The following is a 13,525-nucleotide window of genomic DNA, read 5'->3' as shown; positions in this document are numbered from 1 at the left end:
TCAGTCTTCCCGTTTACCGTCCAGCAGGCGCCGCAGTTGCAGCGGGTTGGCCTGTTGCAGGGCCTGTGGCAGCAGCGCATCGGGGAAGTCCTGGTAGCACACCGGGCGCAGGAAACGCAGGATCGCCGCTGTACCCACCGAAGTGGTGCGCGCATCGGTGGTGGCCGGGAACGGGCCGCCATGCACCATTGCGTCACACACCTCGACCCCGGTCGGCCAGCCGTTGACCAACAGCCGCCCGGCCTTGCGTTCCAAGGTGGGCAGCAGGGCGCGGGCGCTGTCGATGTCGGCTTCGGCCAGGTGCAGGGTGGCGGTCAATTGGCCCTCCAAGTGCTCGGCAACCTGGCACATTTGCTCATCGCTGCTGCAGGCGACCAGCAACGAGGCCGCGCCGAACACCTCGCCTTGCAACGCCGGGTCGGCAAGGAAGGCCTCGGCCTGAGTGACGAACAGTTGCGCCTGGCACTGGTTAGGGCCGGTGCCGCCCTGGCCGCTGGCGACGGGCTGGGCATTGGCGTTTTCCGCCAGGGCCGCGACGCCGGCCTGGTACGCACTGAAAATGCCCGGGGTGAGCATGGTTTGCGCGGCCGCCTGTTGCAGGTGGTGGCTGGCCTCACTGATGAAACGCTGCAAGGCCGGGCCTTGGCGGGCGATCACCAGGCCCGGGTTGGTGCAGAACTGGCCGGCGCCCTGGGTCAGCGACGCGACAAAGCCTTGCGCCAGTGCTTCGCCGCGGGCTTGCAGGGCCGCGTTGCACAGGAACACCGGGTTGATCGAACTCATTTCGGCATACACCGGGATCGGCTGCGGGCGTGCCTGGGCAGCCTGGCGCAGCGCCATGCCACCGCTGCGCGAGCCGGTGAAGCCAACCGCCTGGATGCGCGGGTCGCTGACCAGCGCGATGCCGACTTCATGGCCGGCGCCGTACAGCAGCGAGAACACGCCTTCTGGCAAGCCGCACTGTTGCGCCGCCTGCGCCAGGGCCTGGCCGACCAGTTCGCTGGTGCCGGGGTGCGCGCTGTGGGCCTTGACCACGACCGGGCAGCCTGCAGCCAATGCCGAGGCGGTGTCACCGCCGGCCACCGAGAAGGCCAAGGGGAAGTTGCTGGCGCCGAACACGGCCACCGGCCCCAAGGCCACCTGGCGCTGGCGCAGGTCGCTGCGCGGCAGCGGCTGGCGTTCGGGCAGGGCTTGGTCGATGCGCACATCCAGCCATTCACCGGCGCGCACGACACGGGCGAAGGTGCGCAGCTGGGTGCAGGTACGGCCGCGTTCGCCCTGGATGCGCGCCTTGGGCAGGCCGGTTTCGGCCACGGCCCGGTCGATCAGGGCATCACCCAGCGCTTCGATCTGCGCGGCGATGGTCTCGAGAAAGTGGGCCCGTTGTTCGAGCGAGGTTTCGCGGTAGGCATCGAACGCCGCCCAGGCCAGGGCGCAGGCCTGGGCCACGTGGTCGCCGGTGCCACCGAGGTAGGCGGGTTGCAGTGCCTGGCCGGTGGCCGGGTTGACCGCCTGGATGGCTTCGCGGCTGCCGGTTACCGGCGTCTGGCCGATGAGCAGGTTGCCTGTCAGGGTCATGGAGCCTCCTTGGGAAATCACATGCAATAGCAAGGGTGTACTGCTGACCCTGTGGGAGCGGGCGCGCCCGCGAACACCGGCGAAGCCGGTGCCATGCACCCCGCGGCGTCTACTTCGCGGGCATGCCCGCTCCCACAGGGGCCGCTGGATCAGGCCAGGTTCTGCTCGGCCGACCAGCTGGCGTACCAGGTGCGGAACAGGGCGTACTGCTGCTCGGCATAGTTGCGCTGGGCGTCGGTCAGCGCGTCGGTCTCGTTGAAATGCAGGCTGTACTCGCGATCGCCGTTGAGCACCATCAAATGCTTGTAGTACAGCACCAGGTCGCAGCCTTCATCGAACGACGACAGCACCGCCAACGCCGCTTCCAGCTCACGCGCCAGGCGGCGGGCGCGGGCGTCGCCCTTGGCCGCCTGCTTGCTCAGGTTTACCAGTTGCAGCACTTCACGCGGCAGGGCGTTGCCGATGCCGGTGATGGCACCGGTGGCGTTGCAGTTGACGAAGCCATGCACCACCTGGGTATCGACGCCGACCATCAGGGTCACGTCGTCGTCCTTGGAGGTGATGTGTTCTGCGGCGTAGCGCAGGTCGGCGCCACCGCCGAACTCCTTGAAACCGATCAGGTTGGGGTATGCGCTGCGCAGTTCGAAGAACAGGTCGGCGCGGGTGGCAAAGCCGTAGTAGGGGCTGTTGTAGATCACGGCCGGCAGCTTCGGTGCCGCGGCGAGAATGGCCGAGAAGTGGTGTTTTTGCGCGATCAGCGAGGCGCCGCGGCTAAGCACGCGGGGGATGACCATCAGCCCGGCGGCGCCAACCTTGGCGGCGTGGGCGGCATGCGCCACCGCCTCGCGGGTGTTCACCGCGCCAGTGCCGACGATGGTCGGGATGCCGGCGCCCACCAGGCGTGCCACGCCTTCCTGGCGCTGGGCCTCGGTCAGCAGCGGCCAGTCGCCCATCGAGCCGCAGTACACCACGGCGCTCATGCCGGCCTCGATCAGTTCACGGCCTTTGCGCACCAGCGCGTCGAAGTCCGGCTTGCGCTCGGCGGTGCACGGGGTCATCAGGGCGGGCATGGTGCCGGTGAAGATATTGTTGTTCATGCAAGTTACTCCTGGCGAAATTCGGGTGGGTCAAAAGCCGGGGCTCAGATGCCCCAGGCGAATGGGTCCTGTTCGTCGATCAGCAGGGTGCTGTCGGCGGTCATGTAGGCGCGGCCGGTGATGAACGGGCGAATCCGCTCGCCGTCGCGCTGGTAGCGGCCCTGGAACTGGCTGCCGGTGATGCTGGCCTGCACCCAGGTCTGGCCCTCGGCCAGCTTGCCGTCGGCCGCCAGGCAGGCCAGCTTGGCGCTGGTGCCGGTGCCGCAGGGCGAGCGGTCGTAGGCCTTGCCGGGGCACATCACGAAGTTGCGGCTGTCAGCGTTGGCGTCATCGGCAAACAGCTCGACGTGGTCGATGGGCGCGCCGTGCTCGCCGGTAATGCCTTGCGCTTGCAGGGCGTTGAGCATGGCCCAGGTGTACGCGGTCAGGGCCTCGCGGTTATCCAGTTCAATGCGCTGGCCGTGTTCGGCAACCAGGAAGAACCAGTTGCCACCCCAGGCGATGTCGCCATGCACCACGCCATGCCCGGGCACGTCCACCGCCACGTGCTGGCGGTAGCGGTAGGCGGGCACGTTGGCGACAGTGACGGCGCCGTCTTCATGCAAGGTGGCGCTGACCTGGCCGACCGGGGTGTCGATCTTGTGCACGCCGGGTGCAATCAGGCCCAGGTGCTGCAGCGAAGCGACCAGGCCGATGGTGCCGTGGCCGCACATGTTCAGGTAACCGGCGTTGTTGAAGAAGATCACCCCGCAGGTGGCGTCGGCAGACACTGGCGGGCAGTACAGCGCGCCCACCAGCACATCGTTGCCGCGTGGCTCCAGCAGGCAGGCGCGGCGCCACGGGTCGTGCAGCTCGCGCAGTTCGTCGCGCTGCTCGGCCATGCTGCGGCCATGCAGTTGCGGGAAGCCCTGCATCACTAGGCGGGTAGGCTCGCCGCCGGTGTGGGAGTCGATGACGTGAATCTGTTTCATGGGCCTGTCCCTTGTTTGATCTGTATGGTCATGTGCTGCTGGTGCGGGCCTCATCGCTGGCAAGCCAGCTCCCACAGGTATTGCATTGGCCTCTGGGGTATTGCGATTGCATGCGCCTCAGGGGCAGCGCAGCCCCTGTGGGAGCTGGCTTGCCGGCGATAGGGCCAGTAGCCTTCACCCAGCCAGTGCGGCCGGGCGTTGGCCTGCCAGCGGCTCATGGCTGGCTTCGCTTTCGTCCTCGCCTTCCAGGCGTACCAGGTGGGCAGGCACGCCGGTAGCGGCACCCCAGTAGTAGATGCCCAGCGCACTGACGGCCACCGCCACCGTGTCGAATGGGTGGCCAAGCACGCCCAGGCCGCCGAAGCTGCCCAGCCAGGACAGCAGGATGGTCACCGCGTAGAAGCCGATCAGCCACGCCGAGCTGCGCACTTGCTGGGCCAGCGACAGGTGCTGGGTCGGTACGAAGCGTTTGCATACCAGGTACAGCACGAACATCACGATTTGCAGGGCCAGCAGCCAGGACACGGTATTCCAGCCCGACCAGTACACGATCAGTGCGGCGATGATGAACGACAGGGGGCCCAGCACCGCCATGCCCTTCACCCGGAACGGGCGCGGCATCTCGGGGGCGTTGCGGCGCAGCGCGGCGACACTGACCGGGGCCACGGCATAGCTCAGTACCAGAGCTGCGGACACCACGTTGATCAGCGCCTCCCACGACGGGAAGGGCAGGGTCCAGAACACCGACAGCGCGAAGGTCAGCCACAGCGCCGGGCGCGGGATGCCGGACTCGGCGTCGATACGGGTGAAGTAGCGGAAGAAGGTGCCGGTTTGCGCCCAGCCATAGATCACCCGTGGGGTGGCGTTCATGTAGATGTTGCCGCAGCCACTGGGCGAGATCACGGCGTCGGCCACCACCAGGTAGGCCAGCCAACCCACCCCCAATGCCAGGGCGATATCACGGTAGGGCAGGGCCAGTTCCTTGGTTACGCTGGCCCAGCCGTTGGCCAGCATTTCGGTGGGTACGCTGCCGAGGAAGGCCAGTTGCAGCAAGGCGTAGATGGCGGTGGACAGCAGCACCGACAGGATCAGTGCGATCGGGATGGTGCGCTGTGGGTTCTTCACTTCGCTGGCCACCGAAATGATCGGTGTCAGGCCCAGGTAGGCGAAGATGATGCCACCGGCCGATACGGCCATCTCCACGCCAGACAAACCGAAGGGGGCAAAGCCTTGCACGGTGAAGTTCTGCGGCTTGAAGAAGGTGAACAGCACGCCGATCACCAGCAGCGGCACGATGAACTTGAACACGCTGATCAGGTTGTTGGCCTTGGCAAAGGTTTTCACGCTGCGGTAGTTGAGGAAGAAGAACAGCCCCAGCAAGGCGAACTGCACCAGCCAGCCAAGCACGGTGGGGTCACTGGAGCCGGCCATGGTCAGTTCGGGAAACCAGGCGGCAGCATATTGGCGCGAAGCGACCACCTCGATGGCGATCAGGCTGGAGAAGGCGATCAGGGTGATGAAGCCCATCAGGTAGCCCAGCAGCGGGCCGTGCGAGTACACCGGGTAGCGCACCACGCCACCGGCGCGGGGCAGGGCGGCGCCCAGTTCGCAGTACACGATGCCCAGCAGCAGCACGGCGAAGCCGCCGAGGAACCAGGAGAGGATGCCGGCCGGGCCGGCGATGGCCGAAACGTGGCTGGCGGCGAACAGCCAACCGGAGCCGAAAATGGCGCCGAGGCCGATGAAGGTGAGGTCCAGCAGCGATAACTGTTTCTTGAATTTGCCTGACATGGGTTCGCCTTTTTGTTGGTTATTGGATAGGCAGGTCTGATGTCACCAGGTGCGGCTTTCGGGCCGCGTTCTTGTAGGGCTTGGGCGGCTTGCGTGGGGCATAGAGTGGACCGATCGGGGCGGCGGTTCTTGATGGTTTTCTGCAAGGGGCATGACGAAATCGGCACAGTTGGGAAAAAGCAGTGGTCAGCCACAAGGGTGGGGAATAGGCTGTAGGCCATACCGTATAAGGGCTGTAGGTATGTGTGAGTAGTGCCGGCCTCTTCGCGGGCTCGCCCGCTCCCACAGGTACAGCACAGGATTCGGGAATTGTGAGGTACCTGTGGGAGCGGGCATGCCCGCGAAAGGGCCGACAAAGCCAACAGAGATCGAGCAGATGACCGACACCCCCCTGGCACCCCTCTACCAATCCCTGGACCAGCACCGTCCCGCCTCCCTCGAGGCCCTGCTGGCCGGTGTCTCGCTGCTGCTGCCGATCCTCGACGCCATCCCCAACGCTGCGATCTTCATCAAGGACCCGGCCGCCCGCTACGTGCTGGCCAACAACACCTTGGTCCAGCGCTGTGGCCTGAAGCGCCTGCAACCGTTGCTGGGCAAGACCAGCGCCGAAGTGTTTCCGGCGCAGCTCGGCCCCGGCTACACCGAACAGGACCGGCGCGTGCTGAAGGAGGGCCTGGTGCTGGAAGACCAGCTGGAGCTGCACCTGTACGGCAGCCGTGAGCCAGGCTGGTGCCTGACCCATAAGCGCCCGTTGTACAACCAGGCGGGCGAGATCATTGGCCTGGTCGGCATCTCGGTCGACCTGCAGTCAGCGGCCGACAGCCACCCTGCGTACCAGCGCCTGGCCGCGGTGGACGAATATATCCGCCAGCACTTTCACCAGCCGATAAGCATGCGCGAGCTGACCCGCATCGCGGGCATTTCGGTGGCCCAGCTGGAGCGCTATTGCAAACGGGTGTTCCACCTCACGCCACGGCAGATGATCCACAAGGCGCGCCTGGAGCACGCCCATCGCTTGCTGCATTCAGAATTGCCGATCACCGAGGTGGCCATGTGCTGCGGCTACACCGACCACAGCGCCTTCAGCCGCCAGTTCAAGCAACTGACCGGCTTTACGCCGCGCCAATACCGCCAGGCGACCAGCGATCAGCCCGCCTGAAACAGTGCCTGCGCCTCGGCAAAGCACTGCTCGGCAATGGCCGAACGTGGCTCGCTGCGGCGCAGCAGCAGGCCGACCGGGCTGTGGATCGCGGCGTCGGCCACCGGCAGGATGCGCAAGTGCTCGCTGAGGTCTTCCAGGCCGCAGTCCAGTGGCATGATCGCGCAGCACATGCCGGTGTTGATGGCCTGAATCAGTTGGAAGCTCGAATCGCTTTCCAGCACCGCATTGGGCTCCAGGCCACGGCTGCGAAAGCTCAGGTCCAGTGACTGGCGGTAGTGCATGCCTTTGCTCAGCAACCCCAGCGGAATGTCGCCGAGTTCGTCCCAGCGCAAGCTGTCGCTGGCAAACCGGAAGTGCCGGGTGTCATGCAGCAGGCCCATGGTGGTGATGCCCAGCTCGATCACTTCGAAGAAGCTGGTGTTGACCTGGTCCAGGTAGCAGATGCCCAGATCGAGCTGGTTGCGGCTTAGGCCGTCGATGACCTGTTCCGAGCTCAGCGAACTGAGCTGGAAGTGCAGCTCCGGGTATTTTTCCCGCAGCGGCAGCAGCAGGTGCATGGGGTTGAAACTGGCCAGCGGCACCGTGCCCAGGCGCAGGCTGCCGACCACCTGGCCCCGGCAACTGGCGGCTTCGGCCTGCAGGCCGTCGTGGGCGGCCAGCAGGGTGCGCGCCCAGGCCAGAATGCGCTCGCCGGCTTCGGTAAAGCCTTCAAAGCGCTGGCCACGTTTGACCAGCACCAGGTCCAGTTCGTCCTCCAGGTTGCGCAGGCGCATGGACAGCGTCGGCTGGGTGATGTGGCACAGCGCCGCCGCCTGGCCGAAGTGGCGGGTCTGGTCGAGGGCGATGAGGAACTTGAGCTGCTTGATGTCCATGGAAGTGCCTGGCATGCGGGGTGTGTTGACCTTAACCAACTCTGCGGTGGCTGGCCATTGTTAGATGCTGCCTGGGCGGGCCCTGTCGCAGGCAAGCCAGCTTCCGCTGGGATCGCGTCAGGGCTGACAGGTGTTTGTCACAAGAAATGCAGGGCCTGTGAGATCGAGCGCCGCCCGCGCGGCGCATCGCGAGCTGCGCTCGCTCCTACGTTTGTTTCGGGCCAGTAACCCCTGTGCCAGGTGCGCGCGACCGCCTGGTTCATACGGCGCGACATCGAGGCATGCGCCAAAGGGTTCGCGCGCAAATCCCACAGGCATAATTGGCCCGAAACAAACGTAGGAGCGAGCGCAGCTCGCGATGCGCCGCGCGGGCGGCGCTCGATCTCACAGGCGCTGAAGATGCTGCGGCTACCTCCAGGCAGCGATAGAGCCTGTCGATGGAACGGTTCGCCATATCGATTGGACGCCCTCGGAGCATCCCCTTAGCGTGGCGAAAAGGCCATTCAAGGAGTTCCTGTTGTGCGCGTCCAACCCGATGCGGTCTTCGTACCGCTGAACATCGCCGTGCTGACTGTCAGCGATACCCGCACCTTCGACAACGACACCTCCGGCGAACTGCTGGCCAGCCGTTCGGTAGAGGTCGGCCACCGCCTGGTGGCGCGGGCGCTGCTCAAGGACGACCTGTACAAGATCCGCGCCCAGGTAGCCACCTGGATTGCCGATGACCAGGTGCAGGTGGTGCTGATCACCGGCGGTACCGGCTTTACCGGCCGCGACAGCACGCCAGAGGCGGTCGGGTGCCTGCTGGACAAACGCATCGACGGTTTTGGCGAGCTGTTCCGCGCGCTGTCGATTCTGGACATCGGCACCTCGACCGTGCAAAGCCGAGCCTTGGCCGGGTTGGCCAACCGCACGCTGGTGTGCTGCCTGCCGGGGTCTACCGGGGCTTGCCGTACAGCGTGGGAGGGGATCCTGGCCGAGCAGCTGGATGCCCGGCACCGGCCGTGCAACTTCGTCAAGCACCTGCTGCCCATCGAGGCCTGTGCAAGCCGGGGCTGATCGTTCGCCTGTACCGGCCCTATCGCCGGCAAGCCGGCTCCCACAGGTATTGCACAGGTTCTGAAATCTGTGTGGTCCCTGTGGGAGCTGGCTTGCCGGCGATAGGGCCCTTAGCTCAACACATGCCCCACCGGCAACAACGCCGGCGGCAACTGCTGGTCCCCCAACCCCGCGAGTACATCCCGCTCCACCGTCCGCACCATGGCATCGGTAGGCAGGTCATTCTCATCCCGCCCGAACGGGTCTTCCAGTTCGTTGCCAATCGCATCCAGCCCGAAGAACGTGTACCCCACGATGGTGGTGAACAGCGGCGCCAGCCAGCCCAGCGGCTCGGCCAGGGCAAACGGCAACAACAGGCAGAAGATGTAGATGGTGCGGTGCAACAACAGTGTGTAGGGAAACGGCAGTGGCGTGCCCTTGATGCGCTCGCAGGTGGCCTGCACCTCGGTAAGCCCCACCAGCCGCTGCTCCAGCAGGCTGTAACGCCAGTCACTGATCTGTTGTCGCTCGGCCAGCCGCGAGCATTGGCTGCCCACCTCACGCAGGATACTGTCGCACACGTTGTGCGGGCTGAGCGCCTCGGGCCGGGGCAACCATGGGCGGGCGGCAGCCAGGTCGTCTTCGTTGCGCAACCGCGCATTCAGCGCATGGGCAAACCCGCACAGGCTGCGCAGCAGCTCACGGCGTAGTGCTTCATCGCCGATCACCACGCTCTCACGTACGAACGAGCGGGTCTCGATGATCAGCTTGCCCCAGGCCTTGCGCCCTTCCCACCAACGGTCATAGCAGGCGTTGTTGCGAAAGCTCATGAAGATCGACAGCGACAGGCCCAGCAAGGTGAATGGGGTGGCGCTGACCGGGTAGAAAAACGCCGGGTAATGGCGCTCGACCAGCACGATCAGTGCCGCCAGCAGGGTGACCATCAGGCAGCGCAGGGCAATGCGCTTGATGATCGAACCCTTGAGGGTGAACAACACGCGCAACACATCGGGTGCGGGGTGGACGATCATGGCAATCCAGAGGCAGCTGCTCAGCCGCCGGTCATGTTCATGAAGCGCAGGATCTGCACGTCGCCACCGACTTCGAAGTGATGGCGGTAGGGCTTCAGGTGCAGCGAATCGCGGATGGCCTTTTCCAGGCGGTCGGGGTCGCCTGGGTGGGCCCGCAGCACGTGCTTGAGGTCTACCGAATGCTCGTTGCCCAAGCACAGCAGCAAGCGGCCCTCGACGGTCAGGCGCACACGGTTGCAGGTGGCGCAGAAGTTGTGGCTGTGCGGCGAAATGAAGCCGACCCGGGTGTTGGCCGCTTCGGCCAGGCGCCAGTAACGGGCCGGCCCCTGCGACGTTTCGGTGGACTCGACCAGGGTGAACTGTTCAGCCAGCAGCGCCCGTACTTCATCGCTGGAGCAGAACGACTCGCCACGTTCATGCTCGCTGATCACCCCCAGGGGCATTTCTTCGATGAAGGTGATGTCCAGCTCGCGGTCGATGGCAAAGCGCACCAGGTCGACCAGTTCATGGTCGTTGCGGCCCTTGAGCACCACGCAGTTGAGCTTGGTGCGCTTGAAACCGGCCTGCCGGGCTGCGTCGATGCCGGCAATCACCTGGTGCAGGTCGCCGGTACGGGTCAGTTGCTTGAAGCGGTCGGCGTCCAGGCTGTCGAGGCTGATGTTCAGGCGTGTAACGCCCGCGTCGAACAGCGGCTGGGCCAGGCGGCCCAGCTGCGAGCCGTTGCTGGTCAGGCACAGTTCGCGCAGGCCGGGCAGGGCGGCGATGCGCCCGCACAAGTCGACGATGCCCTGGCGCACCAGGGGTTCGCCGCCGGTCAGGCGGATTTTGCGGGTGCCGAGGGCGACGAAGCGCTCGGCCACCTGGAACAGTTCCTCCAGGCTGAGAATCTGCTGGCGCGGCAGGAACTGCATATCTTCGGCCATGCAGTACACGCAACGGAAGTCGCAGCGGTCGGTGACCGACATCCGCAGGTAGTCGATTTTCCGGTTGAAGCCGTCGATCAGGGCCCGGCTGTTCTGTTCCACGTTCGCGCTCGCGTCTGGGAAGGGGGGCATTTCTGTCCAAGCTATAACCTGGGCGCAGGGCCGTCAAATTGCTTTGTCCGACTGCATGATCGACGGTCTCTATCATGCGGCCTGGCAGCTCGTCGCCTGGCTGCCGTGATCGAAAGCGCTTATCACGCCGTAAGATCTTTCGATTGGACGCCCCGCCCCACGCTCCATAGGCTGAAACAAAGCACCGAAGCGTGAGGATTCACCGCATGAGCCAGGACGAACACATCAGGGACTACAAAGGCGCCGCCGCCGGCTGGGGGGCGCTGAAAAGCGTGACCAAGAGCTGGCTGGGCAGTGACAACGCCTTCAAGAACCTGCGTGCCATGCTCAAGACCAACCAGAACGGCGGCTTCGACTGCCCTGGCTGTGCCTGGGGCGAGTCGCCGGAAAGCGACATGGTCAAGTTCTGTGAAAACGGCGCCAAGGCGGTCAACTGGGAAGCCACCGGGCGCTCGGTGGACCCGGCCTTCTTTGCCAAGTACAGCGTCAGCGCGTTGAAGCAACAGACCGACTACTGGCTTGAGTACCAAGGCCGCCTGACGCACCCGATGCGCTATGACGCAGCCACCGACCATTACGTGGAAACCACCTGGGCAGAAGCGTTCGAGCTGGTTGCCCGGCACCTGCGCGCACTGCAATCGCCGGACGAAGCCGAGTTCTACACCTCGGGCCGGGCCAGCAATGAAGCAGCGTTTCTCTACCAGCTGTTCGTGCGTGCCTATGGCACCAACAATTTCCCGGACTGCTCCAACATGTGCCACGAAGCCAGCGGCTCGGGCATGTCGGAAACCCTGGGGGTGGGCAAAGGCACCGTGGTGTTTCACGACCTGGAACTGGCCGATGCCATTTTCGTGATTGGCCAGAATCCCGGCACCAACCACCCGCGCATGCTCGAACCGCTGCGTGAAGCGGTCAAGCGCGGTGCCCAGGTGGTGTGCTTCAACCCGCTCAAAGAGCGTGGCCTGGAGCGCTTCCAGCACCCGCAGCACCCGTTCGAAATGCTCAGCAATGGCTCCGAGCCGACTTCCAGCGCGTACTTCCGCCCAGCCTTGGGTGGCGACATGGCGGCCATGCGCGGTATTGCCAAGTTCCTGTTGCAGTGGGAACGCGAGGCCCAGGCCAAGGGCGAACCGCCAGTATTCGACCACGCCTTCATCGCCGAACACACCAGCGGTATCGATGGCTACCTGGCGGCGGTCGACGCCACGGCGTGGGAACACATCGTTCAGCAGTCTGGCCTGACCCTGGCCGAGATCGAATTGGCCGCGCGTATGTACCGCAAGGCCGAGCGGGTCATCATGTGCTGGGCCATGGGCGTGACGCAGCACCGCCATTCGGTGGCAACCGTGCAGGAAATCGTCAACCTGCAGCTTTTGCGCGGCAACGTCGGCAAGCCCGGCGCTGGCCTGTCGCCGGTGCGCGGCCACAGCAACGTGCAGGGCGACCGCACCATGGGCATCGACGAGAAGCCCCGGGCAGCACTGCTCGACGCCCTGGAAAAACGCTTCCGCTTCCGTGTGCCGCGTGCCCATGGGCACAATGCGGTGCTGGCGATCAAGGCCATGGAGGAGGGGCGGGCCAAGGTGTTCGTCGCCCTGGGCGGCAACTTTGCCCAAGCCACCCCGGATACACCGCGTACCCATGCCGCGCTGCAGAAGTGTGCGCTGACCGTGCAGATTTCCACCAAGCTCAACCGCTCGCACCTGGTCACCGGCCGCGACGCGCTGATCCTGCCATGCCTGGGCCGTACCGAAATCGACCTGCAGGCCGCAGGGCCCCAGGGCGTGACCGTGGAAGACACCTTCAGCATGGTGCACCTCTCCCATGGCCAGTTGCGCCCGCGCTCGCCGCACATGCGTTCGGAGCCATGGATCATCGCCGGCATGGCCAAGGCCACGCTGGGCAACCAGCCGATCGACTGGGCCTATGCGGTGGCCGACTACAACCGCATCCGCGACATGATTGCCGACGTCATCCCTGGCTTCGCGCGTTTCAATGAACGCCTGAACAGCCCTGGCGGGTTCCACCTGGGTAACCACGCTGCCGAGCGCAACTTCCGCACGGCCACCGGCAAGGCGCGCTTCATGCCCCACACGCTGCCCGAGGGATTGGTCAACGCCAAGGTGCTGGCCCGCGGGGACAAGCCCGACCTGATCTTGCAGACCCTGCGTTCGCACGACCAGTACAACACCACCCTGTATGGCCTGGACGACCGCTACCGTGGGGTGTTCGGCCTACGCGAAGTGGTGTTCGTCAACGAGGCCGACATCCGCCGCCTGGGCTTCGAACCGGGTGAGCACGTGGACCTGGTGTCGCTGTGGGAGGATGGTGTGGAGCGGCGGGTGTCGGGGTTCCGCCTGGTGGCGTATGACGTGCCGCAAGGGCAGGCGGCGGCTTACTACCCCGAGACCAACCCGCTGGTGCCGCTGGAGAGTTATGGCGAGGGGACGTACACCCCGACCTCGAAGTTTGTGGCGATCAAGCTGGAGAAGGCCAAGGCCGGCAACCGGATTGCGGCGGTGCTGGCTTCGGATTGACGGGCGCCTGCAAGGGCCCTGTCGCGGGCGGGGGTAGGCGCAGGATCTTCAGCGCCTGTGAGATCGAGCGCCGCCCGCGCGGCGCATCGCGAGCTCCGCTCGCTCCTACGTTTGTTTCGGGCCAGTAACCCATGTGCCAGGTGCGCGCGACCGCCTTGTTTGTCCGGCACAATATTGAGGCATGCGCCAAAGCGTTCGCGCGCCAATCCCCCAGGCATAATTGGCCCGAAACAAACGTAGGAGCGAGCAAAGCTCGCGATGCGCCGCGCGGGCGGCGCTCGATCTCCCAGGCGCTGCATATCGCCTGGCAACCACCTGTCAGCCCTGATGCAATCCCTGTGCGCCTTGCCGGCGATATGCCCCACAGCCATCAGCCACGGTTCACCGGGAAAG

The 13,525-nt window shown here is 65.4% G+C and carries 10 protein-coding genes; 3 read left to right on the top strand and 7 right to left on the bottom strand.

Annotation, left to right across the window (positions count from 1 at the left end):
- The 4 genes from DMX12_RS12600 to DMX12_RS12585 form a co-directional block, all read right to left on the bottom strand.
- A complete protein-coding gene (locus tag DMX12_RS12600; protein ID WP_110677857.1) occupies positions 1-1,578 on the bottom strand; it encodes an aldehyde dehydrogenase (NADP(+)) in 1,578 nt (525 codons plus the stop codon).
- 149 nt (positions 1,579-1,727) lie between these two features.
- A complete protein-coding gene (locus DMX12_RS12595) occupies positions 1,728-2,675 on the bottom strand; it encodes a dihydrodipicolinate synthase family protein (RefSeq protein ID WP_110677855.1) in 948 nt (315 codons plus the stop codon).
- Between the two features lie 44 nt (positions 2,676-2,719).
- Entirely contained in the window at positions 2,720-3,646 is a 927-nt protein-coding gene (locus tag DMX12_RS12590; RefSeq protein ID WP_110677853.1) for a 4-hydroxyproline epimerase, read from the bottom strand.
- A 174-nt stretch (positions 3,647-3,820) separates the two neighbouring features.
- On the bottom strand, positions 3,821-5,437 hold the full coding sequence (locus DMX12_RS12585; protein ID WP_110677851.1) for an APC family permease: 1,617 nt from the start codon (positions 5,435-5,437) through the stop codon (positions 3,821-3,823).
- A 376-nt stretch (positions 5,438-5,813) separates the two neighbouring features.
- On the opposite strand from DMX12_RS12585, the gene DMX12_RS12575 reads away from it, so the two are divergent.
- A complete protein-coding gene (locus tag DMX12_RS12575) occupies positions 5,814-6,596 on the top strand; it encodes an AraC family transcriptional regulator (RefSeq protein WP_110677849.1) in 783 nt (260 codons plus the stop codon).
- Here the strand turns inward: DMX12_RS12575 and DMX12_RS12570 are convergent.
- Entirely contained in the window at positions 6,584-7,471 is an 888-nt protein-coding gene (locus tag DMX12_RS12570; RefSeq protein WP_047150280.1) for a LysR family transcriptional regulator, read from the bottom strand. The two genes, DMX12_RS12575 and DMX12_RS12570, sit on opposite strands and share 13 nt — an antisense overlap.
- Positions 7,472-7,990: 519 nt before the next feature.
- On the opposite strand from DMX12_RS12570, the gene moaB reads away from it, so the two are divergent.
- Positions 7,991-8,530, top strand: coding sequence for a molybdenum cofactor biosynthesis protein B (moaB, locus tag DMX12_RS12565; RefSeq protein WP_110677847.1), 540 nt, complete (start codon positions 7,991-7,993; stop codon positions 8,528-8,530).
- A gap of 110 nt (positions 8,531-8,640) precedes the next feature.
- On the opposite strand, the gene DMX12_RS12560 is transcribed toward moaB, so the two are convergent.
- Positions 8,641-9,540: a bestrophin family protein gene (locus tag DMX12_RS12560; RefSeq protein ID WP_054914031.1), complete on the bottom strand. Its 900-nt coding sequence runs from the start codon at positions 9,538-9,540 to the stop codon at positions 8,641-8,643.
- A 20-nt stretch (positions 9,541-9,560) separates the two neighbouring features.
- The gene (gene moaA / locus DMX12_RS12555; RefSeq protein ID WP_009686815.1) at positions 9,561-10,565 is read right to left on the bottom strand and encodes a GTP 3',8-cyclase MoaA; all 1,005 of its coding nucleotides are present in this window, start codon (positions 10,563-10,565) and stop codon (positions 9,561-9,563) included.
- A 236-nt stretch (positions 10,566-10,801) separates the two neighbouring features.
- Between moaA and DMX12_RS12550 the strand changes: the two genes are divergently transcribed.
- On the top strand, positions 10,802-13,132 hold the full coding sequence (locus tag DMX12_RS12550; protein ID WP_110677845.1) for an FdhF/YdeP family oxidoreductase: 2,331 nt from the start codon (positions 10,802-10,804) through the stop codon (positions 13,130-13,132).
- Positions 13,133-13,525 lie beyond the last annotated feature (393 nt).

This window comes from Pseudomonas sp. MB-090624, assembly GCF_003205245.1.
GTDB lineage: Bacteria > Pseudomonadota > Gammaproteobacteria > Pseudomonadales > Pseudomonadaceae > Aquipseudomonas > Aquipseudomonas juntendi.
The sequence above is the reverse complement of the archived record's forward strand: the minus strand, read 5'-3'. Positions and strand labels throughout refer to the sequence as shown.

What these genes read in the sequence shown, in the direction of transcription:
- DMX12_RS12585 (WP_110677851.1), bottom strand. Translation starts at nt 5,437, where the DNA reads ATGTCAGGCAAATTCAAGAAACAGTTATCGCTGCTGGACCTCACCTTC.
- DMX12_RS12560 (WP_054914031.1), bottom strand. Translation starts at nt 9,540, where the DNA reads ATGATCGTCCACCCCGCACCCGATGTGTTGCGCGTGTTGTTCACCCTC.
- DMX12_RS12595 (WP_110677855.1), bottom strand. Translation starts at nt 2,675, where the DNA reads ATGAACAACAATATCTTCACCGGCACCATGCCCGCCCTGATGACCCCG.
- DMX12_RS12590 (WP_110677853.1), bottom strand. Translation starts at nt 3,646, where the DNA reads ATGAAACAGATTCACGTCATCGACTCCCACACCGGCGGCGAGCCTACC.
- DMX12_RS12575 (WP_110677849.1), top strand. Translation starts at nt 5,814, where the DNA reads ATGACCGACACCCCCCTGGCACCCCTCTACCAATCCCTGGACCAGCAC.
- DMX12_RS12550 (WP_110677845.1), top strand. Translation starts at nt 10,802, where the DNA reads ATGAGCCAGGACGAACACATCAGGGACTACAAAGGCGCCGCCGCCGGC.
- DMX12_RS12570 (WP_047150280.1), bottom strand. Translation starts at nt 7,471, where the DNA reads ATGGACATCAAGCAGCTCAAGTTCCTCATCGCCCTCGACCAGACCCGC.
- DMX12_RS12600 (WP_110677857.1), bottom strand. Translation starts at nt 1,578, where the DNA reads ATGACCCTGACAGGCAACCTGCTCATCGGCCAGACGCCGGTAACCGGC.